General features: G+C 72.1%; 23 protein-coding genes and 1 pseudogene. 16 read left to right on the plus strand and 8 right to left on the minus strand.

Going from position 1 to position 26,806, the window contains the following annotated elements; all coding sequences use genetic code 11:
• The 4 genes and pseudogenes from ACXJMZ_RS06430 to ACXJMZ_RS06445 all read right to left on the minus strand — a co-directional run.
• Positions 1-1,116, minus strand: a pseudogene (locus ACXJMZ_RS06430) (hypothetical protein); the annotation flags it as partial.
• On the minus strand, positions 1,116-2,975 hold the full coding sequence (locus ACXJMZ_RS06435; protein ID WP_457028983.1) for an HSP90 family protein: 1,860 nt from the start codon (positions 2,973-2,975) through the stop codon (positions 1,116-1,118). The pseudogene ACXJMZ_RS06430 and the gene ACXJMZ_RS06435, both read right to left, overlap by 1 nt.
• A 64-nt stretch (positions 2,976-3,039) precedes the next feature.
• Positions 3,040-4,002, minus strand: coding sequence for a hypothetical protein (locus ACXJMZ_RS06440; protein ID WP_457028984.1), 963 nt, complete (start codon positions 4,000-4,002; stop codon positions 3,040-3,042).
• 256 nt (positions 4,003-4,258) lie between these two features.
• Complete coding sequence (locus tag ACXJMZ_RS06445; protein ID WP_457028985.1) at positions 4,259-4,822, minus strand: TetR/AcrR family transcriptional regulator; 564 nt, start codon at positions 4,820-4,822, stop codon at positions 4,259-4,261.
• A gap of 112 nt (positions 4,823-4,934) precedes the next feature.
• Here ACXJMZ_RS06445 and ACXJMZ_RS06450 point away from each other — a divergent pair, with 112 nt between their 5' ends.
• Together ACXJMZ_RS06450 and ACXJMZ_RS06455 are read left to right on the plus strand one after the other, a co-directional pair.
• Positions 4,935-7,142 carry an MMPL family transporter gene (locus ACXJMZ_RS06450; RefSeq protein ID WP_457028986.1) on the plus strand — a complete coding sequence of 736 codons (2,208 nt, stop codon included), beginning with the start codon at positions 4,935-4,937 and terminating at the stop codon, positions 7,140-7,142.
• Between the two features lie 22 nt (positions 7,143-7,164).
• Positions 7,165-7,524, plus strand: coding sequence for a zinc ribbon domain-containing protein YjdM (locus tag ACXJMZ_RS06455; protein ID WP_457028987.1), 360 nt, complete (start codon positions 7,165-7,167; stop codon positions 7,522-7,524).
• 78 nt (positions 7,525-7,602) lie between these two features.
• Here ACXJMZ_RS06455 and ACXJMZ_RS06460 read toward each other — a convergent pair whose 3' ends face one another.
• The 3 genes from ACXJMZ_RS06460 to ACXJMZ_RS06470 all read right to left on the minus strand — a co-directional run bounded on the left by ACXJMZ_RS06460 (position 7,603) and on the right by ACXJMZ_RS06470 (position 10,739).
• Entirely contained in the window at positions 7,603-9,018 is a 1,416-nt protein-coding gene (locus tag ACXJMZ_RS06460; protein WP_457028988.1) for a polysaccharide lyase 6 family protein, read from the minus strand.
• A 157-nt stretch (positions 9,019-9,175) separates the two neighbouring features.
• The gene (locus ACXJMZ_RS06465; protein ID WP_457028989.1) at positions 9,176-9,685 is read right to left on the minus strand and encodes a hypothetical protein; all 510 of its coding nucleotides are present in this window, start codon (positions 9,683-9,685) and stop codon (positions 9,176-9,178) included.
• Between the two features lie 115 nt (positions 9,686-9,800).
• A complete protein-coding gene (locus ACXJMZ_RS06470) occupies positions 9,801-10,739 on the minus strand; it encodes a protein kinase domain-containing protein (protein WP_457028990.1) in 939 nt (312 codons plus the stop codon).
• Positions 10,740-10,877: 138 nt separating this feature from the next.
• Here ACXJMZ_RS06470 and ACXJMZ_RS06475 point away from each other — a divergent pair, with 138 nt between their 5' ends.
• The 5 genes from ACXJMZ_RS06475 to ACXJMZ_RS06495 all read left to right on the plus strand — a co-directional run bounded on the left by ACXJMZ_RS06475 (position 10,878) and on the right by ACXJMZ_RS06495 (position 16,358).
• Positions 10,878-11,432: a TetR/AcrR family transcriptional regulator gene (locus ACXJMZ_RS06475; RefSeq protein WP_457029095.1), complete on the plus strand. Its 555-nt coding sequence runs from the start codon at positions 10,878-10,880 to the stop codon at positions 11,430-11,432.
• 143 nt (positions 11,433-11,575) lie between these two features.
• Positions 11,576-12,646 carry an agmatine deiminase family protein gene (locus ACXJMZ_RS06480; RefSeq protein WP_457028991.1) on the plus strand — a complete coding sequence of 357 codons (1,071 nt, stop codon included), beginning with the start codon at positions 11,576-11,578 and terminating at the stop codon, positions 12,644-12,646.
• 64 nt (positions 12,647-12,710) lie between these two features.
• Positions 12,711-13,892: an agmatine deiminase family protein gene (locus ACXJMZ_RS06485; protein WP_457029096.1), complete on the plus strand. Its 1,182-nt coding sequence runs from the start codon at positions 12,711-12,713 to the stop codon at positions 13,890-13,892.
• A 10-nt stretch (positions 13,893-13,902) separates the two neighbouring features.
• Positions 13,903-14,604 carry an urease subunit gamma gene (gene ureA, locus ACXJMZ_RS06490; protein WP_457028992.1) on the plus strand — a complete coding sequence of 234 codons (702 nt, stop codon included), beginning with the start codon at positions 13,903-13,905 and terminating at the stop codon, positions 14,602-14,604.
• Positions 14,601-16,358 (plus strand): urease subunit alpha, encoded by a 1,758-nt coding sequence (locus ACXJMZ_RS06495; RefSeq protein WP_457028993.1) that lies wholly within the window; start codon positions 14,601-14,603, stop codon positions 16,356-16,358. Before ureA ends, ACXJMZ_RS06495 begins: the two co-directional genes overlap by 4 nt.
• An 8-nt stretch (positions 16,359-16,366) precedes the next feature.
• On the opposite strand, the gene ACXJMZ_RS06500 is transcribed toward ACXJMZ_RS06495, so the two are convergent.
• Positions 16,367-16,954, minus strand: coding sequence for a TetR/AcrR family transcriptional regulator (locus tag ACXJMZ_RS06500; protein WP_457028994.1), 588 nt, complete (start codon positions 16,952-16,954; stop codon positions 16,367-16,369).
• 216 nt (positions 16,955-17,170) lie between these two features.
• Here ACXJMZ_RS06500 and ACXJMZ_RS06505 point away from each other — a divergent pair, with 216 nt between their 5' ends.
• The 9 genes from ACXJMZ_RS06505 (at position 17,171) to ACXJMZ_RS06545 (ending at position 26,804) form a co-directional block, all read left to right on the plus strand.
• The gene (locus ACXJMZ_RS06505; protein ID WP_457028995.1) at positions 17,171-18,331 is read left to right on the plus strand and encodes an agmatine deiminase family protein; all 1,161 of its coding nucleotides are present in this window, start codon (positions 17,171-17,173) and stop codon (positions 18,329-18,331) included.
• Positions 18,332-18,385: 54 nt separating this feature from the next.
• Positions 18,386-19,387 (plus strand): agmatine deiminase family protein, encoded by a 1,002-nt coding sequence (locus ACXJMZ_RS06510; RefSeq protein ID WP_457028996.1) that lies wholly within the window; start codon positions 18,386-18,388, stop codon positions 19,385-19,387.
• Between the two features lie 35 nt (positions 19,388-19,422).
• Positions 19,423-21,072 (plus strand): ABC transporter substrate-binding protein, encoded by a 1,650-nt coding sequence (locus tag ACXJMZ_RS06515; protein ID WP_457028997.1) that lies wholly within the window; start codon positions 19,423-19,425, stop codon positions 21,070-21,072.
• On the plus strand, positions 21,069-21,983 hold the full coding sequence (locus ACXJMZ_RS06520; RefSeq protein WP_457028998.1) for an ABC transporter permease: 915 nt from the start codon (positions 21,069-21,071) through the stop codon (positions 21,981-21,983). Before ACXJMZ_RS06515 ends, ACXJMZ_RS06520 begins: the two co-directional genes overlap by 4 nt.
• Positions 21,980-22,834, plus strand: coding sequence for an ABC transporter permease (locus ACXJMZ_RS06525; RefSeq protein ID WP_457028999.1), 855 nt, complete (start codon positions 21,980-21,982; stop codon positions 22,832-22,834). Before ACXJMZ_RS06520 ends, ACXJMZ_RS06525 begins: the two co-directional genes overlap by 4 nt.
• Positions 22,831-23,796, plus strand: a complete 966-nt coding sequence (locus ACXJMZ_RS06530) for an ABC transporter ATP-binding protein (protein WP_457029000.1) — start codon at positions 22,831-22,833, stop codon at positions 23,794-23,796. The genes ACXJMZ_RS06525 and ACXJMZ_RS06530 overlap by 4 nt, the downstream gene beginning before the upstream one ends.
• Positions 23,797-23,839: 43 nt before the next feature.
• Positions 23,840-24,637, plus strand: a complete 798-nt coding sequence (locus ACXJMZ_RS06535) for an ABC transporter ATP-binding protein (protein ID WP_457029001.1) — start codon at positions 23,840-23,842, stop codon at positions 24,635-24,637.
• 119 nt (positions 24,638-24,756) lie between these two features.
• Positions 24,757-25,947, plus strand: coding sequence for an agmatine deiminase family protein (locus ACXJMZ_RS06540; protein WP_457029002.1), 1,191 nt, complete (start codon positions 24,757-24,759; stop codon positions 25,945-25,947).
• Positions 25,944-26,804 carry a DUF4436 family protein gene (locus ACXJMZ_RS06545; protein ID WP_457029003.1) on the plus strand — a complete coding sequence of 287 codons (861 nt, stop codon included), beginning with the start codon at positions 25,944-25,946 and terminating at the stop codon, positions 26,802-26,804. Before ACXJMZ_RS06540 ends, ACXJMZ_RS06545 begins: the two co-directional genes overlap by 4 nt.
• Positions 26,805-26,806: the final 2 nt, after the last annotated feature.

A 26,806-nucleotide genomic window follows, 5' to 3' on the forward strand; every position in this document is an offset into this window, starting at 1 on the left:
GGCCTGCACCGCCGCGGCCCGCACCCCGAGGGCCAGCGGCTCGGCCAGCAGCGGCCGTTGGGCCAGCCGCTGCCGGCGCCGGGCGCCGACCGCGTCGGTGCCGTTGCGGGCGTCGAAGCGGTCCGCCAACTCGGTGGCCTCGGCGCTGACCTGGGCCAGCAGGGTGGCGACCGTCGAGTTCGTCCCGGGCGGGCCACTGACCGTCAGGTCCCGGTGCCCGCGCTCGGCCAGCCCGGCGGTCAGCAGCTCGACCCCGATCAGGAACTCCAGCCGGGCCAGCGGGTCGCCGTGCCCGCCGAACAGGTCGCGGTTCTCCGCCAGGATCTCCAGACCGCGTGCCTCGTTGCCGGAGAGCGCGCAGAACTCCAGGTGCAGGCCGATCTGTTCGGCGGTGCTGGACTTGCCCCGGGCGAACCGGTAGCCGACCAGGTGGCTGGAGACCGCCTCCTCGGTGCGGCCCTGCCGCAGCAGCGGCAGCAGCGCGTGCGCGTGGCTGGTGTACGGCTCCTCCGCGCAGGTGCGGTGGCCGTCGAAGACCGGCTGCCAGACCGTCAGCGCCCGGGCGTCGTCCCCGCCGCGCACATGGTGGATCGCCTGGGCCCGGATCTCGCAGGCCAGGCAGTCGCTGTACTCCGTCCGGCCCCGCCCGGCCCACAGCTCGAAGTCCTCGGGGCGGTCCTCCCCTAGGTGTGCCGCCAGGTGGAACCGCTGGGCGTAGTACGGCTGGAGCCCGTGCCCGGCGGCCCGGTAGCGGTCGCGCATCTCGGTGTGCCAGCGTCGTACGGCGGCCAACGGCACGTCAGGAACGCTCAGCAGGGCGGCGGCCACCCACTTGAAGCGCCAGAAGACCTGCCGCCCGGCCCACTCGTCGAAGTCGTCCGGGTTCTTGTCCCAGAGCTGCAGGACCCGGGCGAAGACCACCGGCGACTTGCGCTGCTCGCCGTCGTACTCGTACGCCTCCATCAGGTCGAGCAGGGTGGCGATCAGCAGTGCGGGGTCGTCGAACTGCTCGGCCGCCGCGACGAGTTCCTCGGCGGTGACGGTGCGGGGCCGCCCGTAGGGCTGGCCGTCGTTGGCCCGCAGGGCCTCCAGCACGGCGTCCTGGGTGTCCAGCATTACGACTCCTTCTGCGGCTCGGCCGACTCGTGACCGAGCATGGCGTGGTCGAGCAGGCTGATGAACGACCGGTTGAGCAGTGCGCTCTCGCTGGCGCGCAGCGGGCGGCGGGTGAGCAGCACGGCCTGTCCGTACAGCGCCTCGACGGCTGTCACCACCAGCTCCCGGTGGCCGATCGAGGCGGCCCGCCGGACCAGCGGGTTGAGGTGGTTCAGCACCAGCTGGGCGCGCGGCACCTCGGCCCGCAGCGAGCCGAGGATGTCGGCCCACAACCCGTCGGCGTCGTCCGCCAGTTGGGCCCGGGTGCGCTCGTGCCTGGCCTCCCGGTTGTCCAGCAGCAGGGCCGGCGCGCTGGCCGGGTGGAAGCTACGCAGCGCGACGTCGCAGTCGAACCGGCCGACCACCTCGCGGGCGATCGCCAGGAAGGCGGCCGCGGCGAGCTCGGCCTCCGGGGCTACGGTGTCCAGGTGCGCGGTCACCGTGCCCGGGTCCAGGTCGGCCACCGAGCTGCCGGGCCGGATCTCCGGCAGCCGGTGCACCAGGTCGCGGTCGTAGGTGTAGCCGCCGTTGACCACGCCGAGACCGGCCGCACCCGCGATCGGGGCGACCTGGCGGAACTCCTCGACGGTGCGGGCCACCAGGATCACCGGGTGGGCCCGGGCGAACTCGTCCAGTGTGACGTTGCCGTCGGTGGTCTCGAAGGGGAGCCACGGCAGCAGCATCTTCAGCAGCTCGTCGTCGTGCCTGGCCAGCGACTTGACGGCCAGGTGGTGCACGCTGATGAAGCGGTGCAGCAGCGCCGGGTCGCTGGCGGACAGACCGGTCAGCCAGTCCCTGATCCGGGCGCCGAGCGCGTCCCGGACGGCCGCCAGCGTCTCGTCCGCGTACAGCCCCTCGCGGGAGGCGGTCGGCCGCAGGCTGTCGGCGTCCACCACGCAGCGGACGAAGAAGGCCCAGTCCGGCAGGAGTTCGTCGGCCTGGTCGGAGACCAGCATGCCCTTGAGGTGCACCCGGTGCCCGGCCCGGCGGGACGGCGGCACGGCGTCGGGCAGCACGTACGCCGCGCCGCGCAGACCGACCAGCGGGAGGTCGAGCTCGATGGTGTCCAGCGGGGTGAAGTCGAAGGTGGAGCGGCAGTACGCGGTCAGCGCGTCCCGGCGGGCCAGCGGGGAGCCGTGGTCGGCGGCCCAGGGCGCGGTGACGTTGATCGTGGTGGCGGTGCCCCGGCCGTCGACCACGGTGACCTGACGGCGCAGCAGGCTGCCGTAGTGGCGGGCGAGTTCGACCACCTTGTCGGCCCTGGTCCACTCGGCGGCGTCCGGGCGCGGGATCAGGGTGACGGTGGTGCCGGGCTCCGGCTTCGCCGAGGACGGCAGGGTGGTGATGGTGTAGCGGCCGTCGGAGCTGCCGCGCCACTCGATCACCGGGGCGTCCGGGGTGGCGGCGGAGCGGGTGACCACGGTGATCTCGTCGGCCACCACGAAGCAGGCCAGCAGGCCGATGCCGAACTGACCGATGAAGTCTCCGCGCGCGGAGGCCAACCCGGCCCCGTCCAGCCGCCCGTCGGCGTCCCGCTTGGAGCTGCGGCCGATGGTGGCCAGGAAGGTGTGCACGTCGGCCTCGGTCAGGCCGACCCCGGTGTCGGTGACGGAGAGCTTGCCGTCGGCCAGCACGGTGATGGTGGCGGGCGAGGCGGGGTCGAGCGCCTGGCGGGCGGAGATCGCGTCCACCGCGTTCTGCAGCAGCTCGCGCAGGTAGACCTTGGGGCTGGAGTAGAGGTGGTGCGAGAGCAGGTCCACCAGGCCGCGCAGGTCCACCTGGAAGGTGTGGGCGGCCGTGGGGCTTTCGGAAGAGGACACCGGTGYTGGCTCTTTCGGTCGGTGCGGGAGGGATCAGGGCGGGGCGGACTTGGGCCGACCGGTCTTACTTCGCGCAGCGGTCCCGGAGCGCGGTGAACGCCTTGGCGGGGTCGTCGCCGTTCAGGTACTGCCAGGGCGAGCTGGTGACCGTGCCGTCGATGGCCTCGAACAGCTGCCGGGCGGTCCACTTCTCGCCCACCAGGGCGAACACCATGGCGAAGGTGTTGTACGCGGACTTCCAGTCGGCCGGGCGGACGTAGTCGGGGTGCAGGATCGAGCGGCCGAGCGCCTCGTGCAGCTCCGCCAGCACGTCGGGGCTGGTCAGGTAGGCGTGGTCGGCCTCGGACGGCAGGTCGAGCCAGCGCTCCAGGTGACCGAGCGCGACCAGCTCGCCGAGCGGGCTGCCGGGTGCCGCGGCCAGCATCGAGCTGCGGGCGAACTCGTGCATCTGCTGGTGCGAGCCGCCCCACTTGGCGCACAGCTGCTGGAGCCGCTGCTTGTGCGAGCCCAGGTGCCCGGGGCAGCGGCGGACCGCCGCCTCGAAGCGGATCCGGCCGGCCTCCTTGTCCACCGACGCGCCCCGGCCGCTGATCTGCAGGAAGTACCAAGGGGCGAGCCACTCCGGCTCCCGCTCCGCCACCTCGAAGAGTTGCTGCTCGGCGAGCTCCAGGCGCTGCCCGAACACCTTCCACTGCTCCTCGGAGACGTGCTGCGCCCGCGCCCCGGTCCTGGCCTCCCAGGCCCAGGCCACCTGCCGGGCACCGGAGAGCAGCAGCGGCAGCGCCGAGTCGGGCTCGCCGGTGGCCGCCTCGGAGACCCACTCCTCGATCCCGCCGACGTTCGACACCCCGGCCAGCATCCAGGTCAGCTCGGAGGGGTCCTGGATCGCGGTGAGGCTCGCGCGCAGGGCGAGCCAGTCGCCCGCCTCGGCCTGGCGGAGCATCAGGGCCAGGGTCTCGTTGCCGCAGGCGGGATCGACCGCGGGCGGCACGCTCCGGTCGCGCGACCTCCACCGGAAAAACGTCATGGTACGGCCCTCTCACCTTTGTTCGCAGACTCCGCCGGGCAGCCCGAGGACCGTCCCGAAAGGAGTGCCTATCGCCCCGAGTGCTGTGTGTTCAACGGATTATCACCGGTCGAACTGACGATCAGTTCTGCGGGAGCCGAGCTGCGACGGGGCAGGCGGAACGATTGGCACCGGTACGTCCCGGGATCGGACGTACCGGCACCGTCGGCGGCGGGGCATACCTCGGTGCCTGACCGGGCGTCAGGGCAAATGGCCGTCAGGGCAGGGTGGCGGCACCCGCGTGCAGGAAGGCCATCGCGGTGTCGATGTTCGCCTCCTGCGGGTGGTGGCACAGCTCGCTGATCATCGCCGCGGTTGCTGCGGCGGCCATCCGGGGGCCGAAGGCGTCGGGCGCGCTGCCGCGCTCCTCGGCGAGCATCCGGGCGCCCTCCTGGATCACCTCGGCCAGCCGGAGATTGCCGGCCGCCGCGAGCTGGGGGTTGGCGTCGAACATCCGGTCGGTGAGGTCGTCGAGGTCGCTGCGGTCGGTGAACTCGTGGCGCAGCCAGTGCTCCAGTGCGTCCAGGATCGTCCAGCCCTCCGGCCGCTCGCGCAGTGCGCCGGCCAGCCGGTCGGTGAAGGACTCGAACTGTGCCAGCGCCAGTTCGAGCTTGGACGGGAAGTACAGCGTCACCGTCCGCGGTGAGACCTCGGCCGCCTCGGCGATGTCGGCGATCGTGGTCGCCTCGAAGCCCCGCTCGGCGAACAACTCGTACGCGGCCCGGACGATCGCCTCGCGGCGTCGCGCCTTGCTGCGCTCCCGTAGCCCCTCAGTCGTCATGGCCGAAGCTTACCAGCGAGCGCTAAATTACAGCCGACTGTAAAAATGCCTTAGGCTGTAGCAAGACGGTGGCCCGTGGGGGCGCCTGCCGGGACGAGAGAAGGGCATCGACATGGCGTCACGCCTGTACGCATGGGGGCGCTGGGCGATCCGCCGCCGGGGCCGGGTGATCGGGGTCTGGCTGCTGCTGCTCGCCGTGGTCGGCGGCCTCGGGATCACCCTGCACGGCAAGCCGAGCACCGCGTTCTCGGTGCCGGGGATCGAGTCCCAGCAGGCCCAGGAACTGTTGGAAGCTCAGTTCCCGGCCGCGGCGGGCGGGGTGGCCCGGGTGGTGTTCGCGGCCCCCGAGGGCGGCACGCTCGCCGGGCCCGCCGCCGGGGCGGCGATCGCCACCGGCCTGCGGACCGCCGCCCAACTGCCGGGCGTGGTGGCCGTCTCCGATCCGGCCCGCGGCGGTGCGATATCGGCGGACGGGCGGATCGGCTACGCCGACGTCCGGTTCGGGGTAGCGGCCGACGAGGTGCCGCAGACCGCCAAGGACGCCCTCGCGGAAGCGATGGCCCCGGCCCGGGACGCCGGCCTGCAGGTCGAGTTCGGCGGATCGGCGATGCAGCCCAAGACCGAGGTCGGCGGCCCGGCCGAGGTGGTCGGCGTGGTGCTGGCCTTCGTCGTGCTGGCGCTCGCCCTCGGCTCACTGGTGGCGGCCGGACTGCCGCTGCTGACCGCCGCCGTCGGCGTGCTGATCGGCGTCCTCGGCGTCCAGTTCGTCTCGCGCTTCCTGGAGATGACCAACACCGCCACCGTGCTCGCCCTGATGATCGGTCTGGCGGTGGGCATCGACTACGCGTTGTTCATCATCTCCCGCCACCGGGAACAGCTCGCCGACCCCGAGGCCGACCTCGACGACTCGATCGCGCGGGCGGTCGCCACCGCCGGCAGCTCGGTGGTCTTCGCCGGAGCGACCGTGATCATCGCGTTGGCGGCGCTCGCGGTCACCGGTATCCCGTTCCTGACCGTGATGGGGCTGGCTGCCGCCGGTACCGTGCTGCTCGCGGTGCTGATCGCCGTCAGTCTGGTGCCCGCCGTGCTGAGCCTGCTCGGTGAGCGGCTGCGCCCCCGGGTCCGGCAGCCGCGCCCCGGCCGTACGCCTGCCCGCCCCGGCACCTGGAGCCTGGCCTGGGCCCGTACCGTCACCCGGCGGCCGCTGGTCGTCCTGCTGGTCGGGGTGGTCGGCCTGATCGCCCTCGCCCTGCCCGCCCGCGACCTGCGCCTCGGGCTGCCGAGCTACGCCTCCCAGCCGGCCGACAGCACTCAGCACCGCAGCTACGACCTGCTGACCGACGGCTTCGGCCCCGGTTTCAACGCCACGCTGGCCGCCGTGGTCGACACCAGCGGCATCGCGGCCGACCAACGGGACGCCACGGTAAGGGAGTTGGGACGGACGCTGGCCGCCGACCCGGGGGTGGCCGCGGTCGCCCCGCCGGTCACCAACCCCGGCGGCGGCCTCGCGGTGATCGCGGTGGTGCCCAGGACCGGCCCCGACGCCCAGGCCACCACCGACCTGGTGCACCGCCTGCGGGAGAACGCCCCCGCGGTCGACCGGACCGGCGGCACCCTCTACATCGCCGGTGCCACCGCCGCCGGCATCGACGTCTCCCACAAGCTCTCCGACGCCCTGCCGCTGTTCGTCGCCATCATCGTGATCCTGGCGCTGATCCTGCTGACCATCGCGTTCCGGTCGCTGCTGATCCCGGTCAAGGCCGCGCTGGGCTTCCTGCTGTCGATCGCCGCCTCGCTGGGCGTCACCGTCTGGGTGTTCCAGAACGGTCACCTCAACGGCCTGCTCGACATCCCCTCGGCCGGGCCGGTGACCGCCTTCCTGCCGGTGCTCCTGATCGGTGTGCTGTTCGGGCTGGCGATGGACTACGAGGTCTTCCTGGTCAGCCGGATGCGCGAGCACCACGAGCAGACCGAGGACGCGGCCGCCGCGATCATCCACGGCGTGGCCCGGAGCGGGCGGGTGGTCTCCGCCGCCGCACTGATCATGGTCGCGGTGTTCGGCGGCTTCATCTTCAACCACGACCCGATCATCAAGTCGATCGGTTTCGCGCTCGCCGTCGGCGTGCTGATCGACGCCTTCGTGGTCCGGATGGCCCTGGTGCCCGCCGCGATGGCGCTGCTCGGCCGCCGCGCCTGGTGGCTGCCCCGGTGGCTCGACCGGCTGGTGCCCGACGTCGACATCGAGGGCGCGCACCTTCCCGCGCCGGTGATGCCGACACCGGAGGGGGAGCGGTCCCGGGACACCGCCCAGGTGGGCTGACCAGGTCCGATATTCTGGCCATATGAGCGAGAACCTGCCTGCGTGCCCGAAGTGCTCCGGTGAGTACACCTACGAGATGGACGCCCTGATGGTCTGTCCGGAGTGCGGCCACGAGTGGGCCCCTGACGCAGCCGAGGGCGCCGCCGCCCCCGCCTCCGGTGAGCGCGTGATCAAGGACGCGGTCGGCAACGTGCTCGCCGACGGCGACACCGTGACCGTGGTCAAGGCGCTCAAGGTGAAGGGCAGCCCGTCGGGGATCAAGGCGGGCACCAAGGTCCGCAACATCCGGCTGGTCGACGGCGTGGACGGCCACGACATCGACTGCAAGGTCGACGGGTTCGGCCCGATGCAGCTGAAGTCGAGCGTGGTGAAGAAGGCCTGACGGTCCGTCAGGAGGGTGGGCGTTCGCCCGACGCCAGTTCGGGGGCACTGGCGTCGGGCTGTTCGGGGGACCGGCTGGTCAGGCGGCGTCGGGGCCCACGTCGGCCGGGGTGAGGGGCCGGCGGAGCGGGGCGAGGGTGGTGTACTCGTCGGCGCCGATGTCGCGGCTGCTGCCGCGCGGGTGGCCGTCGAGGTCCTGGGTCACGGCCGGAGCGGCCGTCGTCGCCGCGTTGATCGCGGGACTGCCGGCCGACAGCCGGTACACCCCGTCGGACTCCTTGCGCAGGAGCGGGTCGACCCGGCGGTAGCCGGTGGACGGGATGGTGCCGTTGGCGGCCGCGCCCCACAGGATGTTGCTCCGCCAGGTGAAGCCGGAGGTCGCCCCCATCGCGACCAGAGTGCCGGTGCTGCCGGACAGGATGTTGTCGGCGACCACCACGTCCCGGGGCGGGAAGGTCCGGGTCTCGCCCGAGAGCGTCCGGGCGTTGCCCACCAGGGTGTTGTACGCGATCACCGCGCGGTCGCAGGCGTCGTGGCCTTGGCGCTCCTCGGTGCTCTCGCCGTCGTGGTGGTCGCGGGTGGTGCCGCTGCCGATCACCAGGGCGCGGCCCGACAGGCCGGCCAGGTAGTTGTTCACCACCAGGTGGTCGTTCCCGTAGAGCCGCAGGCCGTCGGTGCCGCCGAGCAGGTAATTGCCTTCCACCGTCGAGCCGTTGCCGTGCCGCAGCACGATCCCGCCACGGCTGTCGCGGACGGTGTTGTACCGGACGGTGTTGCCCGAGGACTTCACCGAGACGGCCTCGGGATCCCCGTCGCAGCGCTCGAACAGGTTGTACTCCACCAGCGCGTCGGCGTCGGCGAGTGCCCGGCTGCTGACCCCGAGCCGGATCGACTCGCCGCCGTTGGCGCCGGAGTAGCTGTGGTCGCGGAAGTGGTTCCGGAGGATCTGCGGGCGCTGCGCCATGGCGGTCGAGCCGGGACCGTCGACCACCAGGAAGATGCCCTCGGTCGTCCGGTCGTGGAAGCGGTTCCGGTCGATCTTGGCATCGTCGCCCCGCACGACCACCCAGTCGAGCCCGCTGATGTCGGCGAACCGGAAGTCGTTGCGGGTCAGCCGGATCCGCGGGCAACTCGCCGGGATCTCCAGGGTGGTGCGCTGCCGGAAGGCGAACCCGCTGACCGTGATGTTGCCGCTGTCGCTGAAGACGAAGCCGCGTTCGCCCTGCAGCACCGCACCGCCGCGGGACTGCGAGAGGATGGTGATCGGCGCTTCGACGGTGCCGTTCCGGCCGGAGACCCGGATGGAGCCTCCTGACGGGACGGTGTACGTGCCGTCGGCCAGCGTGATCCGGTCGCCGGGAAGCGCCCGGTCGATGGCCTTCTGAAGGTCGTTCAGGGAACCGACCGTCACCGTGGTCGCGGCGCGGGCCGAGAGCGGAACCGCGGCGGCCGCCGCGCCGAGCAGCGTGCCGGTGATGAACGTGCGTCGTCGCATCGCGCCTCCTGAGTGGATACGGGCCGGACCGACGCCGAGCGCTGAGTGGCAGCAGCGCCCGCCCTCCATCCGCCGAACATTCCAGCAGAGCTGTCGGCTTACGGGGAAGCCCGCGGCGGGGCACCGAGTACTGCCCGATCGGGCAGCTGACGGAGGCTCAGGCCGTGCGGCGGTAGGTGGTGACGATGATCCTGACCGGGCTGTCGTCCGATGCTGCCGGGCTGACGGCCCGTACGAGAGCGATGTCGGTCCCGGCCGGGCTGCGGAGACAGAAGCCGGAGCCGAACGGCACGGTGGAGACGGGCCGGGTCTCGATGCCCTTGACGCAGTCGTCAAGGGTGAGCCGGTCGGCCGGGGCGACGTAGGCGACGCTGCTCTCGGGCAGGTAGAACTCACCTGCGTGGCGGCCCAGGTACCAGGTCGAGGCGTCCTGCGGAACCACCTTTCCGGCGCTGAGGTCGAACTCGAAGGAGGAGTCGGGCGAGGTGAGTTCGAGGTCGCTGTGGACCGCTACATAGCCGGGCCGGGCGGACGGGGACGGCGAGGGTGTGGGTGTGGGCGTGGGCGAGGGGGAGGCTGCCTGCACGGCGGAGTCCGGAGCAGCAGGCTCGTCCAGGTCGAGCAGGACGAACGTGCCGCCCGCGCCGACCAGCAGGGCGGCGGTCACCAGGAGCGCGGTCCGGACCGGTCGGCGCCGGCGAGCCGCGCGTCTGCCGGAGTCCGGCTCCAACCGGCGCGTGGGTGCCGGGAGGGGGACACGCGCGGTCGGTGCCAGGGCGGCATCAGGGGTGGAGGGCGTGGTCGGCAGGTCGGTGTGGCCGAGGACGGTGGTGCTGACCTGTCGGGGCAGCCAGCCCTCGGCGAAGCGGAGCTCGCCGCCGGTGGCCGGGTGGTCGCGGACCCACTCGATCAGCCGGTCGGTGCCGGGGCGGTGCCCGGGGTCCTTGGCCAGGCAGCTCCGGACCAGGTCGTGCAGGCCGGTCGGGAGGTTGGTGAGGTCGGGCTCCTCGTGGACCGCCCGGTAGAGGGCGGTCGCCCCCGGCCCGTCGCCGAACGGTGGTGTGCCGGAGCCGACCCAGCAGATCAGGGCGCCCAGGGCGAAGACGTCGGTGGGTGGCAGGCAGGCCGAGGGCCTGCTCCGGGGCCATGAAGCCGGGCGACCCGATCCGCAGGCCCGTGCCGGTGAGCGGATGGGCGTCGGCGGCGCGGGCGATGCCGAAGTCGATGACCCGGGGACCGTCGGCGGCGACCAGGACATTGCCGGGCTTGAGGTCACGGTGCACCACACCGGCGAGGTGGATGACCTGCAGGGCCTCGGCGATACCCGCGAGCAGCAGCAGGACGGTCCGTTCGGGGAGCGGACCGTGACGGTGGATCACCTGGTGCAGGGAGGGCCCCGGTACGTACGTGGTGGCCAGCCAGGGGGTGACGGCGTCGGTGCCGGAGTCGACCACCTGGGCGGTGTACAGGCCGTGGATGCGCCGGGCGCTGGCGACCTCCTGGGCGAACCGGCTGCGGAACTCCGGGTCCTCGGCGAGCTCGGGGCGGACCACCTTGAGGGCGACGGGCCGTCCGCCCGGTGTGTAGGCGAGGTAGACCCGGCCCATGCCGCCCGCGCCGAGCCGGGCACAGAGGCGGTAGCCGCCCACCTCGCGTGGGTCGTCCGGGGACAGCGCCTGGAACGCCGTGGGTGACGGGGCGCCGAACGGCTCTGTGATCATGCGGACTCCCAGCGGGTGGAGCGGGTGAGGGTGGTGCGGAGCATATCCTGACCCAAATTTCAGTCAGTGCCATCCTGTCGATCGGCCGGTGCCCCCCGGGTAGGGTGATCCCTTGTGGCTGACCGTCGAACCTTGATCATGGAAGCGGCCGCGCGGGTGATCGCCCGGCGCGGTGTCCGAGGGCTGCGCGTGGAGGAGCTCGCCGCGGAGGCGGGCGTGTCCACGGCGCTGATCTACTACCACTTCAAGGACCGCGCGGGGATCCTCCGCTCGACGTTGGAGTTCATCAACGACCGGGCCGAGCGCTACACCACGGAGCGCGCGGCGGACGCACCGCCGCTGGACGCCAGGGGCGAGCTGGAGCAGACCCTGCTGCTGGAGTTCCAGGACATCCCCGAGGTGCGGGAGAACAGCACCGCGTGGGGCGAGCTGCGGGCGAGCGCCGTGTTCGACCCCGACCTCCGGGAGGACGTGGCCCGGGCCACCCTGGTCTGGGTGCAGGAGGTGGCCGAACTGCTGGGTAGGGCAAGGCCGATGAACGGCGCCGCCGCCCTGGCCGCCTCCGCCGAGCGGCTGACCGCGCTGCTGGAGGGGCTGAGTGTCCGTTGGCTCAGCGGCAGCCTGCCGATGGAGCACGCGCGCGAGCTGATGGCCGGCGCGATCGACGGCGAGCTGGAGCGACTGCGCGGCTGATCGCCGAGCGCGAATGCCCCGGACCGGATGGGGTCCGGGGCATTCGTATGTCCGCCTGCTGAATCTTGACTGAAATTTCAGTCAGTGCGAGAGTGGGGATGCGGTCCCGGCCGCAGGTGCAATTCTTGAACCTGGAGATCCGCATGAACGACGACCGCTCCTTCCTCAGTCGCCTCTTCGGAGCCGAACCCGCTCGGGTGTCCGGCCCACGCGAGTGCCGGGTGGAGCCCGACGACGTCCCGCACGCCCGGACCTGGATGTCCTGGCCGTCCCGCAAGGGCGTCTGGGGCCGACAGCTGGCCGGCGTCCAGGAGGACATCGCGCTGATCGCCCGGACGATCGCGCGCTTCGAGCCGGTGACCGTGTGCGCCCCGGACGACTACAGCGTCCGCGAGGCCCGGTCCCGGTGCGGCCCCGCCGTGAGCGTGACCGCCGCCGTCCCCACCGACGACCTGTGGATGCGGGACACTGCCCCGGTGTTCCGGCGGGACGGCCACGGGCGGCGGGACGCCGTCGGCCTCAACTTCAACGGCTGGGGCGGGAAGCAGACCCACCAGGACGACGCGGAGGTGGCCCGGGGCATCGCCGAGATGCTCGAACTCCCCTTCTCGTACGCCGACTTCGTCGGTGAGGGCGGGTCGGTCGAGACGGACGGCGACGGCACCCTGCTGGCCACCGAGAGCAGCCTGGTGAACAGGAACCGCAACCGGGGCATGAGCCGGGACGAGGTCGAGGACGCCGTCCTCGACGTGTACGGCGCGGAGAAGATGATCTGGGTCCCCGGGATCAAGGGCAGGGACATCACCGACAACCACATCGACGTCACCTCGCGGTTCGTCCGCCCCGGCACGGTGTTGGTGCAGCTGCCTCCGGCGGACCGCCACGACGTCTGGGCCCGGGACGCCCGCGAGCAGTTCGACATCCTCTCCCGGGCCACCGACGCCAGGGGCCGTCGGCTCCGGGTGATCCGGGTGGAGGGCCCCGACACCGTCCGCTCGCGGGACTCGAAGTTCGTCGACTCCTACCTCAACTTCCATCTCGTCAACGGGGCGGTGATCACCGCCCAGTTCGGCGACCGGGAGAAGGACGAGGCCGCCCGGCGCACCCTCGCGGAGGCCTTCCCCGGACGCGAGGTGGTCCAGCTCGACGTCGACCGCCTGATGGCCGGGGGCGGCGGCATCCACTGCTCCACGATGCAGGAGCCCCGGTCCTAGCGACGCTCGCCCTCCTCACCCGCTCACCCTCATTCACCGGAGTGACTCCGTGTCAGACCCGACCATGCCCTTTTCCGCCTCCCGCCGGACGGTGCTGCGCGCCGCAGCCGGTGCGGGACTGCTCACCCTGGGGGCCGCCGCCTGCGCCCCGCCGGAGGACGGCGACCAGGCGCTGCCGCCGGGCCCCTCCGAGCCGGCCACGCCGGGCGGCGGTCAGCCGGGTCCGACGCCCGGCCGCCGGTTCGGCGCGGAGTGGGAGAACCACGTCCGGACCTTCATGTCCTGGCCCGCCTCCACCGGCATCTGGGGTGACCAACTGCCGGACGTGCGTGGGGACATCGCGCGGTTGGCCCGGGCCGTCGCGGGCTACGAGGCGGTGGTGATGTTCGCCCGCCCCGGGCAGCTGGAGGCGGCGCAGAACGCGTGCGGCAACGGTGTCGAGGTGGTCCCGCTGCCGGTCGACGACCTGTGGGCCCGGGACACCGTGCCGGTCTTCGTGGAGGACTCCGGCACGCTCAAGGGCGTCGACCTCAACTTCAACGGCTGGGGCGAGAAGCAGAAGGAGCACGGCAACGACACGGCGCTGGCCGCCGCCGTGCTCGGGAAGTACGGGGTGGAAAGGGTCCGGACGCCGCTGGTGGCCGAGGGTGGCTCGTTCGAGACCGACGGCGAGGGGACGCTGCTGGTCACCGAGAGCTCGGTGGTCAACGAGCGCCGCAACCCGGGGAAGAGCCGGGACGAGGTCGAGGCCGAGCTCAAGAAGGCGCTGGGCGTGACCAAGGTGATCTGGTTCGCCGGGGTGCGGGACCAGGACATCACCGACGCGCACGTGGACTGCCTGGTGCGGTTCGCGGCGCCGGGCGTCGTGCTGCTGGACCAGCCGTTCCCGGGCGCGCCCGCCGATGTCTGGTCACGCTCGGCCGCCCAGGCGCGCGAGGTGCTGAAGAGCGCCACGGACGCGCACGGCAGGCAGTTGCGGGTGATCGACCTGCCGCAGCCCGATCCGGACCGGATCACCGGGCGCGGCGATGCGTTCGTCTCCTCGTACATCAACTTCTACGTCGCCAACAAGGCGCTGTTCCTGCCTCGGTTCGGCGACGCCAAGGCCGACGACCGGGCCCAGCAGCTCCTGCGGGACCACTTCCCGGGCCGGGACATCGTGCCGGTCGTCATCGACAACATCGCCTCCGGCGGCGGTGGGATCCACTGCTCCACCCACGACCAGCCCGGCAAGCCGGAAGCCTAGGAGACGCGCGATGCGACTGACACCGACCGAGCGGGACCGGCTGCTGATCTTCACGGCGGCCGAACTGGCCAGGGCCCGCCGGGCCCGGGGCGTGAAGCTGAACATCCCCGAGGTGCACGCGCTGATCGCGGACACCGTGTGCGAGGCGGCCCGGGACGGCCGGCGGCTGGCCGAGGCGATCGAGGCCGGGCGCTCCGTGCTGAGTGCCGAGGACGTGCTGCCCGGGGTCGCCGACGTGGTGACGACTCTTCAGGTGGAGGCCGTCTTCGAGGACGGGACGCGGCTCTGCGTCATCGACGACCCGTTCCGGGCCCTGGGCTCGCTGGGGAAGGACGCACCCGGTGCGGCCCTGCCGGGGGACGGAGCGGGCTACCGGCCGGCCGAGGCGGCGCTGCGACTGCCGGTGCTCAACACCGCGGCGGTGCCGGTCTCGGTCACCTCGCACTTCCACTTCTTCGAGGTCAACCCCCGGCTGGCCTTCGACCGGGCCGCCGCCTACGGCCACCGGCTCGCCGCCCCGGCGGGCTCCTCGGTGCGGTTCGACCCCGGCGCCGTGGTGGAGGTGGGCCTGCTGCCGATCGGCGGGGCGCGGGTGGCGATCGGGTTCGCGGGTCTGGTGGACGGCCCGCTGGACGCGCCCGGGGCGAAGGAATCGGCGCTGGCAAAGGCCCGCGCGACCGGCTATTTGACGCACTTTCAGGAGCAGGAATGAGCGGCAGCGTCTTCGACTCCGCAGGTTGCCACGGCCGCCCGGGCGGGGTGGCCGGGGGCGGCATCGACCCGGAGGACTACATCGCGGTGCACGGCCCCCGGGCCGGTGACCGGATCAGGCTCGGCGACAGCGGTCTGATTGTGCGGGTCGAGTCCGACTCGCAGGCGCCGGGGGACGAGTTTCTGGCCGGGTTCGGCAAGACCGCGCGGGACGGGATGCTGCTGAAGGCCGCCGCCGTCCGGGACACCTGTGACGTGGTGATCAGCAACGTGCTGGTGATCGACGCGGTGCTGGGGATCCGGAAGACCTCGATCGGCCTGATCGACGGCCGGATCGCCTCGATCGGACGGGCCGGCAACCCCGATACCCTGCACGGCGTCGAGGTGGTCGTCGGGACGGGGACGGCGATCGTCTCGGGGGAGGGGCTGATCGCGACGGCGGGTGCGATCGACACGCATGTGCACCTGCTGTCGCCGAGGATCATGGAGGCGTCGCTGGCTTCGGGGGTGACCACGATCATCGGGCAGGAGTTCGGCCCGGCGTGGGGGGTGGGGGTGAACTCGCCGTGGGCGTTGCGGCACGCGTTCAACTCCTTCGACGCGTGGCCGGTCAACATCGGGTTCCTGGGCCGGGGTTCCTCCTCCGATCCGGCGCCGCTGATCGAGGCGCTGGCCGAGGGCGGCGCGTCGGGGTTCAAGGTGCACGAGGACATGGGCGCCCACACCCGGGCCCTGGACACCGCGCTGCGGGTGGCGGAGGAGTACGACGTGCAGGTGGCCCTGCACACCGACGGCCTGAACGAGTGCCTCTCGGTCGAGGACACCCTGCGCGTCCTGGACGGCCGCACCATCCACGCCTTCCACATCGAGGGCTGCGGCGGCGGACACGTCCCCAATGTGTTGAAGATGGCGGGGGTGGAGAACGTCATCGGGTCCTCCACCAACCCGACCCTGCCGTTCGGCCGGGACGCGCTGGGCGAGCACTTCGGGATGATCGTCTCCGCCCACGACCTCAAGGTCGACCTGCCCGGCGACGCCGCCATGGCCCGCGACCGCATCCGGGCCGGCACGATGGGCGCCGAGGACGTGCTGCACGACCTCGGGGTCATCGGCATCACCTCCTCGGACGCCCAGGGCATGGGCCGGGCCGGCGAGACCGTCCGCCGCACCTTCGCGATGGCCGGCAAGATGAAGGCCGAACTCGGCCCCCTCGACGGCGGTTTCGGGACGGCGGAGAGCGGCGACGATAACGAACGCGTCCTGCGCTACATCGCCAAACTCACCATCAACCCCGCCATCGCCCACGGCCTCGCCCACGAGGTCGGCTCCATCGAGGTCGGCAAACTCGCCGACATCGTGCTCTGGCGGCCCGACCACTTCGGCGCAAAGCCGCAGCTGATCCTCAAAGCAGGCTTCCCCGCCTACGGCGTGGTCGGCGACCCCAATGCCTCCACCGACCGCTGCGAACCCCTGGTCCTCGGGCCGCAGTTCGGTGCCCACGGCGCCACCGCCGCCGACATCTCCGTCGCCTTCGTCGCCCGAGCGGCAGTGGAGAACGGGGACCTGATGCCGACTCGGCGCCGCCGGGTCGCGGTGCGCGGCACCCGGGGGATCGGCCCCCGCAACATGATCCGGAACGGCCGGATCGGACAGGTCGACGTGGAAGCCCGCAGCGGTCTGGTGTCGCTCGACGGCGAGCTGCTCCGCTCCGAACCCGCCGACTCGGTCTCCCTCAACCGCCTGTACTTCCTCTGACCGGACTTTCAGTCCGAGTGCACCCGCTGGAGGTTCCCGAGCTCCGCCTCGATCGCCCCGCCGAGCAGTCGGCGGGCGTGGTCGAGGGGGAGCGAGCCGCTGAGCCAGCGGACGCTGAGCCCTTCGAGCAGGGCCGTCAGGCGCTCGGCCGCTGCGGCATGGGCCGGTGCCGTTCCGCTCGGGTGCGCACGGCCGAGCAGGTACGCGATCTCGTGGACCCAGGTATGGGTGGCTCTCGCCAGGTCCTCCCGCAGGTCCGGGTCGAAGACCGCGCTGGCTCTCAACTCGCCCCAGGCGGTGCTGTTCTCGCGCACCTCGGCGGTGTCCTGCAGTTCCAGCAGCAGGATCTGGGCCAGCTCCGCACGGGGGTCGCCGGCCGCGTCGGAGTCGGCCTCGGCGGTGTACCGGTCGGCCCGTTCGCCGATGAATTCCAGGGTCTCGCGGAGGATCCCGGCCCGGTCGGTGAAGTGGTAGTAGATCAAGGAGGCCGACACTCCGGCCTCGGCCGCCAGCTCGGCCACGCGCAGCCCGCGCACGCCGCGTCGGCTGATGACCCGTGTGGCGGCCCTGAGTATCTCTGTTCGACGGTCTGACACGGGCGTTCACTCTACCCGCACGTTCGAGTTCCTGACGAGATATTCAGTGATCTCGTCTCAAGTGACTGCTGGTCGGTGCGGGTATGTCGCTGATCCTCGCGGTTCCAGGGCCCGGAGAGGCCCGGAAAACCGGTCCGTCGTTCTTCTTGACTGAATTTTCAGTTCGGAGCAGGATGTGGGTCACCCCACACCTCCCGACCCCTCCAGGGAGCCCCCATGAACACGCCTTCCCCCTCCCGGCGCAGCCTGCTCAAGCTCGGCGTGGCTGCTCTGCCGCTGGCCACCTTCGGTGCCGCCTTCCCCACCACGGCCCGGGCCGCCACGGCGCCCTCGGGCGCCACCCTGCGGATGCCGGCCGAGACCGACCGGCACACCCGGACCTACCTGGCCTGGCCCGCGCTGCAGTCGGTCTGGGACTACCAGCTCTCGGCGGTGCGCCGGGACATCGCGAACGTCGCGTACGAGATCTCGCGCTACGAACCCGTCGTCCTGCTGGCCCGCCCCGAGCAGGCCGCCGACGCCCGGTACACCTGCGGCTCGGGCGCCTACTTCCCGATCGAGGTCGAGGAGATCGCCAACGACGATCTCTGGATCCGCGACTTCGGTCCCACCTTCGTGGTCGCACCGGGTGCGATCGCCGGTGTGGACACCAACTTCAACGGCTGGGGCAAGACCGGTACCGCGTACTACCAGCCGTTCCGCAACGACGCGGCCGCCGCGGCGACCCTGCTGGGCCGGTACCAGCTGGACCGGATCCAGGCCCCCTTCGTCGGTGAGGGCGGCTCGCTGGAGACCGACGGCGAGGGCACCCTGCTGGCCACGGTGAGCTCGCTGGTCAACCCCAACCGCAATCCGGGGATGTCCCAGGCCCAGGTGGAGTCGGCGCTGAAGTCGTCCCTGGGCCTCGACAAGGTGATCTGGGTGCCGGGCCTGGCCGGCCAGGACATCACCGACTGCCACATCGACTGCCTGGCCCGCTTCACCGCACCCGGCCAGGTCCTGCTGGACCGGCCGGGCCCGGGCACCGACGCCCGCTGGGTCGCGGTCTACGAGGAGGCGAAGCGGGTGCTGCAGAGCGCCACCGACGCGAAGGTCCGCCGCCTGCGGATCACCGAACTGCCCGGTCCTGACCGCCAGTTGATCCGGGGGCGCGGCAAGGACTTCCTGTCCAGCTACAGCAACTACTACACCGTCAACGGTGCCGTCATCGCACCGCAGTTCGGCGACCGCCAGGCGGACGGTGCGGCCTACGCGATCCTCCAGGCCCAGTACCCGGACCGCCGGGTCGTCCAGCTGAACATCGACGCCATCGCGAGCGGGGGTGGCGGCATCCACTGCGCCACGCAGTCCGAGCCGGCCGTACCGCCCGCCTCCTGAGACCTGCCCTGCCGATCCACCGATCCACCGATCTCCGATACGAGAAGAGTTGTCATGACGTTCCGCATGCCCGCCGAGTGGACCGAGCACGAGGCGTGCCTGATGGCCTGGCCCACCCGGGCCGAGCTCTGGGGTGAGACCTTCGCGGAGGCCAAGCAGGAGTATGCCCAAGTTGCCCGCGCGATCAGCGAGTTCGAGCCGGTGACGATGGTCGCCTGTCCCGGTCAGGGCGAGGAGGCGCGCGCCCTGTGCGGGGAGGGTGTCGAGGTGGTCGAACTGCCGCTGGACGACTCGTGGTTCCGCGACTCCGGGCCGATCTTCGTGCTCGGCCCCGACGGCGAGCGCGCCGGGGTGGACTTCCGGTTCAACTCCTGGGGGCAGAAGCACCACCCGTGGGACACCGACGACAAGATCGCCGCCCGGCTGCTGGAGCGGTTGGACGTCGAGCGGATCGACTCCCGGATGATCCTCGAAGGCGGGGCCGTCACGGTCGACGGCGAGGGCACGCTGATCACCACCGAGCAGTGCCTGCTGCACCCGAACCGCAACCCGGGGATGAGCAAGGAGGAGATCGAGGCCGAGCTGGTCGCCAAGCTCGGTGTCAGCACGGTGATCTGGCTCCCGTACGGCGGGCTGCTGGACACCGAGACCGACGGTCACGTGGACGGTGTCTGCGCCTTCGTGGCCCCGGGCAAGGTGGTGGTCCAGCTCCCGAGCGACCCGGCGCACCCCGACTACGAGCGGATGCGGGCCAACCGCGCGGTGCTGGAGGCGGCCGTGGACGCACAGGGCCGGCAGCTGGAGATCGTCGACCTGCCGCAGAGCGCCTTCCTCGAGGTCGGCGGCAAGCACACCGAGGTCGGCTACCTCAACTTCTACATCGCCAACGGCGGCGTGGTGGTCCCGGTGGCCGGACTTCCCGAGGACGAGGGCGCCCTCGCGGTGATCGCCTCCGCGCTGCCCGGCCGCAAGGTCGTCGGGGTGCGCTCCCGGGTGATCGCCTTCGGCGGCGGCGGGGTTCACTGCATCACCCAGCAGATCCCGTCAGCGGGCTGACCCGTACCCCACCCCTCACGGAAGAGAGCCCCCACATGACAGACCCTCAGAGAACCCCGCGTCGCCGGAAGGCCCTGCCGGTCGCGGCCCTGGCCGCAGCCGCCCTGCTCACCCTCTCCACCGCCTGCTCGGGACCGCCGAAGAGCAGCGGCACCGACGCGGAGGCGTACCGGCTGTCCGCCGACACCCCCGCCGGGCAGGCCGGCCTGGACTCCTTCACCTGGGCCGTCTACGCCGAACCGCCCACGCTGGACTACATCTCCGCCTTCGACTACCCGCAGAACACCGTGCTCTCCAACGTCTGCGAGAGCCTGATGCGGTGGACCCCGCAGCTGACCCTGGCCCCGGGGCTGGCGGAGAAGGCCACCAACCCCGACCCCACCACCTGGGTCTACGACCTGCGCCCGAACGTGCACTTCCACGACGGCGGCGTGCTGACCGCCGACGACGTGGTGTACAGCCTCGGCCGGCAGATGGCGCCGGAGAACGCGGCCGCCTGGGCCCAGCAGTTCCAGAACGTCAGCAGCATCACGAAGACCGGCCCGCTCCAGGTCACCGTCAAACTCACCCAGCCCGACTCGCAGTTCAACCAGTACATGGCCACCGCCGCCGGGGTGGTCGCCTCCCGGGCCGGGGTCGAGGCGGCCGGCCAGGACTACGGGACCAGCGGCAGCCTGGCCTGCACGGGCCCGTTCAAGCTAGGCAGCTGGACCAAGGGCCAGTCAGTGGAGCTCGAGCGCTTCGACGAGTACTGGGGCAGCAAGGCCAAGTCCGGCAAGGTGGTCTTCCGCTTCCTCACCGACCCCTCGGCCCGGGTGAACGCGATGCTCAGCGGCGAGGCGGACGGTGGCTACCTGATCCCGACCGAGAGCTACGAGCGGCTGCGGACCGGCGGCGTGGGCACGCTCTACTTCGGCGAGGGCCTCAGCACCGTCAACGTCAACGTGACCAACATGGCGGGCGTGCTCGGCGACCTGAGGGTGCGCAAGGCGCTCTCGCTCGCGCTGGACCGCTCCGGCTTCGTCCGCACCGGCCTCGGCGGGGCGGGCCGGGTCACCGGTTCGCTGACCAGTCAGGCCGCCTGGGCCGCCGCGCCCGAGCAGGTCCGCAAGGACGCCTTCGCCGGGCTCACCCCGACCGCACCCGACCTCGAGCAGGCCAAGTCGCTGATCAAGGAGGCCGGTGCCACCGGGAAGAGCATCACCGTCGCCACCAGCCCGATCGGCCAGGACGTCTCGGTGCTGGCCACCGCCGTGCAGGCCGCCGGGGCGAAGATCGGACTGGACGTCAAGCTCCGGACCATCGCGCCGAACGCCTTCACCGCGCTCTTCACCGACCCGAAGGCGCGCGAGGGCATCGACCTCTTCCCGGAGACGTACTACGACTCCATCACCGACCCGCTCGACCTGCTGGCCAACTTCAGAACCGGCGCCTACCAGAACTTCGCCTCGTTCAGCGACCCAGCCTACGACGGCCTGGTGCAGCAGGCGGTCGCCGCGACCGACCCGGCCGAGCGGTTCGCCGTCACCGCCAAGCTCCAGCGGACCGCCTCCGAGCAGCTGCTCTGGATCCCGGTCGCCGAGTGGCCGACGGCGGTGTTCCTGAACAAGCGGATCACCGGCGCGCCGACCACCATCTCCTACCTCTACTACCCGTGGGCGGCCGACGTGGGGGCGGCCCGGTGAGTTTCCTGAGATTTGCCGCGCGGCGGCTGGCCGAGATGGCCGCCACCCTGGTCGGTGCCTCGTTCGTGATCTTCGGCGCGATGTACCTCGCGCCCGGCAGTCCGGCCCGCGTGCAGCTGGCCGGCCACCTGGACGAACCGTTCCTGGTGCAGTACCTGCGCTGGGCCGGCCAGATCCTGCACGGCGACTTTGGCCGGTCGATCACCTACCGCACCGACGTCTCCCGGCTGCTCGCCGACCGGCTGCCCGCCACGCTGCTGCTGGTGGCGATGGCGCTGGTCCTGGTCGTCGCCCTCGGTCTGCTGCTCGGCTGGATCGGCGCCGTCCGGGGCGGCCGTACCGACGCCACCGTGCTGGTCGGCACCACGGTGGCGGTCGGCACCCCGTCGTTCGTCGCGGCCGTTCTGCTCCAGGGCGTGTTCGCGGTCGGTCTGGGCTGGTTCCCCACCGGTGGCACCGGGGAGGGCTTCGGGTCGATGGTCTGGCACCTCGTCCTGCCTGCCGTGGCCCTCGCGCTCTACCTGACCGGCATGCTGGCCAGGGTCACCCGGGCCGCCATGCTCGACGTGCTGGGTCAGGAGCACGTCACCGTCGCCCGCAGCCGGGGGGTGACGGAGCACCAGGTGATCCGCCGTCACGTGTTCCGCAACGCCCTCGGCACCGTGCTGACCACCGGCGGCCTGATCGTCTCCACCCTGCTGGTCTGCACCGTCCTGGTGGAGACCGCGTTCAGCGTCGGCGGCATCGGCCAGCTGCTCGAACTGTCCACCACCACCAAGGACTTCCCCACCGTGCAGGCCATCTCCCTGATCATGGTCGGGCTGTTCATGGCCGTGAACCTGATCGTCGACCTGCTCCACCCACTGGTCGACCCGCGCATCACGCTCGGCGCGAGAAGGGCCACCGGATGACCGCCACCCTGCTGCACCGGCCCGGCCTGGCCCGGATCCGGACCACCCGCGCCCCGCTCCAACTGCTCTGTCTCGGCTTCGTCGCCCTGGTCGTCCTCGCCGCGCTGCTCGCCCCCTGGCTGGCGCCCGAGGACCCGAACGCCGTCGACCTGGGCAACGCCCTCGCCGGGCCCTCCGCCGAACACCTGCTCGGGGTGGACGCCTCCGGCCGGGACACCCTCTCCCGCCTGGTCACCGGCGCCCGCACCTCGTTGCTCGGCCCGCTCGGCGTGGTCGCCTTCTCCACCCTGGCCGGGGTCGCGATCGGCGTCACCGCCGCCTGGCGCGGCGGCTGGCTGGACTCCGTACTCTCCCGGAGCACCGAACTGGTCTTCGCCTTCCCCGGCATGCTGCTGGCCATCCTGATCGTCTCGGTCTACGGCGAGGGACTGCTCGCCCCCGTCATCGCCCTCGCCGTCGCCTACCTGCCGTACGTCAGCCGGCTCACCCGCTCGCTGGTGCTCGCCGAACGCACCCGCCCCTACGTCGAGGCGTACCAGGTGCAGGGCCACTCCGGCCTGCAGATCTGCCTGCGGCACGTCATCCCCGGCATCGCTCCCGTGGTGCTCGCCCAGTCCACCATCAACTTCGGCTACGCCTTGATCGACCTGGCCGGCCTCTCCTTCCTCGGGCTCGGCGTTCCCGCGCTGACCCCCGACTGGGGCCGGATGGTCTTCGACGGCCAGTCCGCCGTCCAGCACGGCTACCCGCTGTCCGCGATCCTGCCCTGCGCCGCGATCGTGCTGACGGTGGTCGCCTTCAACGTGGTCGGCGAACGCTGGGCCGACCAGGTCGCCAGGAGGGACCGATGACCACCCTCGACATCCAGGCCTACCGCCTGCACCTGCCGAACACCGCCCGGCCCGTCCTCGCCGGGGTCGACCTCACCGTCGAGGCCCGCGAGACGGTCGCCCTGGTCGGCGAGTCCGGCTCCGGCAAGAGCCTCACCTCGCGCAGCGTCCTGGGCCTGCTGCCGACCGGCGCCGGCACCGAGGGCACCGTGCGGGTCAACGGCGACGACGTGCTCACCATGACGGACGATCAGCTCCGCGCGCTGCGTACCGGCACCGCCGCGATGATCTTCCAGGACCCCCGGGCCGCCATCAACCCGCTGCGCAGGCTCGGCGACTTCCTCACGGAGGGTCTGAACGGCCGCCTGACGGCCGGAGCCGCCGCCGAACGCGCCGCCGAAATGCTGGACGCGGTCGGCCTCCCGGCCTCGGTGCGCGGCCGCTACCCCGGCCAGCTGTCCGGCGGCATGCTCCAGCGGGTGATGATCGCGGGTGCCCTGATGGGCGACCCCGCGCTGATCCTCGCCGACGAGCCCACCACCGCACTGGACGTCAGCTCGCAGGCCGAGGTGGTGGCCCTGCTGGATGACCTCCAGGAACGCTTCGGCACCGCACTGCTCTTCGTCACCCACGACCTGGGCCTGGCCGCCGCGATCAGCGACCGGGTGTACGTGATGTACGCCGGCCGGATCGTCGAGACCGGTCCGGCCGAGGCCCTGTTCAACCGGCCGCGCCACCCCTACACGGCCGCGCTGCTCGCCTCGACCCCGCGTCCGGACGCCCCCGGCGGCCGGCTCGCCGCCATCGAGGGGCGGCCGCCGAGCCTGCGCGAGGAACTGACGGGCTGCCCGTTCGCGCCGCGCTGCCCGCTCGCGACCTTCCTCTGCACCCAGCAGGAACCCGCGCTGCTGCCGGTCGAGGCCGAACCGGCCCGGCGGGCCGCCTGCCACCACAGCGACCGAACGGGGGCCACTGATGGCTAGTCAGCTCCCGGACGCCGCAGTTCGCTCGAAGGGAGTGCCGCCGATGCGGAAGACCGTCCTGGAGGCCGTCGGCCTGCACCGCAGCTACGGCGAGGTGCAGGCGGTGGACCAGGTCTCCTTCACCCTGGCCGAGGGCGGCTCGCTGGGCATCGTCGGCGAGTCGGGCTCCGGCAAGACCACCACCGCCCGGATCGTGGTCGGGCTGGAACGGGCGGACGCCGGACGGGTCCTGGTGCACGGTCAGGACCGGACCGAGCACCGGCGCGGCTGGGCCCACCGGCTGGCCAGAGCCCGCCAGGTGCAGATGGTCTTCCAGGACCCGTACCTCTCGCTCGACCCGCGCACCACGGTCGAGGCCGTGCTGCGCGAGACCCTCCGGTTGCACTTCCCCGGGGCGGACCACCCCCGCCGGATCGCCGAACTCCTCGACCAGGTCGGTCTCGGCCCGCGCGAGGCCGGTGCGCTGCCCCGGCAACTCTCCGGCGGCCAGCGGCAGCGGGTCGCGATCGCCCGGGCGCTGGCGGTCGAACCGGCGGTCCTGGTGCTGGACGAGGCGGTAGCCGCGCTGGACGTCTCCGTGCAGGCCCAGATCCTCAACCTGCTCGCCGACATCCGCGAGCAGACCGGAATCGGCTACCTCTTCATCACCCACGACCTCGGCGTGGTCCGCTGCGTCACCGAGGACGTGATCGTGATGCGGCAGGGGCGGATTGTCGAGTCCGGCCGGACCGCCGAGGTGCTCGCCGCGCCCCAGCACCCGTACACCCAGCTGCTGTTGGACTCCGTCCCCCGGCCGGGCTGGGACCCGAAGGCGATCGCCGTCGCCCGCCGGAACCTGTGAGGCAGCGGCCGCGCGCCACCGGTTCGCCCGATCGGCGGCGCGCGGCCTCACGGGTGCGCTCTCCGGGCGGCCCTACTGTCGGATTCCGGATCCGTGCCCGCGCCACGAGGTGAGCCGCCATGCGAGAACCCGCCCTGTCCCGTCGGGCCCTGCTGAGGTCGGGGTCGGTGCTCGCCGCGCTGGCGATGCTCGAGGGCTGCTCCTCGTCGGCGGAGCCGGAGCCGTCGATCGGTACGTCGAGTCCGGGCAGCCCGGCGAGTCCGTCCGCAGCCTCCTCGGCGGTCACGTTCGTGATGCCGGCCGAGTCGCGTCCGCACACCAGGACGTTCATGGCCTGGCCGGCCCTGGAGGAGGTGTGGGGCGAGCAGCTGCCCGCCGTCCGCGAGGACATCGCGCGGGTGGCGCAGACGGTCGCCCGGTTCGAACCGGTGGTGCTGATGGCCCGACCGGAGCAGAGCGCGCAGGCCCGGCAGCTGTGCGGGTCGAGCGTGGAGGTGATCGACCTCGCGGTGGACGACCTGTGGGCCCGGGACACCGGCCCGACCTTCGTCACCGCCCCGGGCGGACTGGCCGGCGTGGACCTGAACTTCAACGGCTGGGGCAACAAGCAGACCCACGGCAACGACAGCCAGGTGGCACGGACGCTGCTGGAGCGGTACGCGATCCGGCGCATCCAGGCACCGATCACGGGGGAGGGCGGTGGGATCGAGGTGGACGGCGAGGGGACCCTGATGGCCACCGAGAGTTCGTGGGTGAACGAGAACCGCAACCCGGGCAAGTCCCGCGACCAGATCGAGGCTTCACTGAAGGAGCTGTTCGGCGTCCGCAAGGTGATCTGGTTCGCGGGCGTGGCCGGGCAGGACATCACCGACTGCCACATCGACGCGCTGGCCCGGTTCGCCGAGCCGGGCGTGGTGGTCATCCACCGGCCAGGCCCGGACGCGCCGCCGGACATCTGGTCCCGCGCCTCCGACCAGGCGCTCCAGGTGCTGCGCGACGCCACCGACGCCCAGGGCCGCAAGCTGCGCACGGTCGAGCTGGTCGAACCCGATCTCAGCCAACTCCCGGACCCCGGAAAGGACTTCCTGGCCACCTACCTCAACTACTACGTGGTCAACGGTGCCGTGATCATGCCCCGGTTCGGTGACAAGGCGTCGGACGACCGGGCGGCCGGCGTGCTGGCCGACCTCCACCCCGGACGCCAGGTGGTGCCGGTGAGCATCAACGCCATCGCCTCCGGCGGTGGTGGCATCCACTGCTCCACCCAGCAGCAGCCCGAGGCCCCGGCCGCCGCACCCCCGGTCCGGTGAGCGAGGTCCGTCCCGGCCGCAGTCGGTGGTACCTGGTCGTCCTGGTGCTGGTGGCGGCGCTGGTCGCAGCCGGGGTCGGGCTCTACCTCAACGAGCGCGAGAGCCATCGGCAGCCCCGGCAGCTCGGGTCCGAAATCGTCGGCGACGGGGTGGAGTTGGAGATCACCGCGCAGGAGGTGGACGTGGTCGCCCAGGAGGTCACCCTCTACACCGTCCTGGTCCCGCACGGCAGTCTGGCCGCCGCGCCCGGCTCACTGGCCTTCAGTCGGGCCGTGGAGGTGACGGTCGCCTCGCTGACGGCCGGCACGCTGCGGACGACGCCGGGTCAGGTCGCCACGCCGCAACCCGTCACCATCGGTCTGTACGGCGGCACTCCCACGGACTACCCGTTCGACCGGTACCGGCTGTCGGTCGACTGGTCGGCCACCGACCGGGGCGCACCCCTGCCGGTGGCGATCACCTTCACCGACGCCGACCCGTTCTTCACCGCCCGGGCCACCGATGCCTCCCAGGCGGACGAGGAGGCCCGGCTGGAGGCGGTGATCGGCAGGTCGCGCAGCACGTACATCCTGGCCTGGTTCATGATCGCGGCGATGTGGGCGCTCGCGCTGGCGGTGCTCGGCGGTGCGCAGGTGCTGATCCGCAAGCGCCGGCCGCTGGTCCGGCCGGCGCTGGGCTGGATGGCCGCGACGCTGTTCGCCCTGGTCGGGCTGCGCAACGCCGCGCCCGGTGCGCCGCCGATCGGTTCGGTCATCGACTACGTGGCGTTCTTCTGGGCGGAGGGGATCATCGCGGCGAGCCTGGCGTGCACGGTCGCTTTCGGGCTGCGGGTCGAGCACCGGACGGCGGACGACTGACG

This window comes from Kitasatospora sp. P5_F3 (assembly GCF_054049135.1).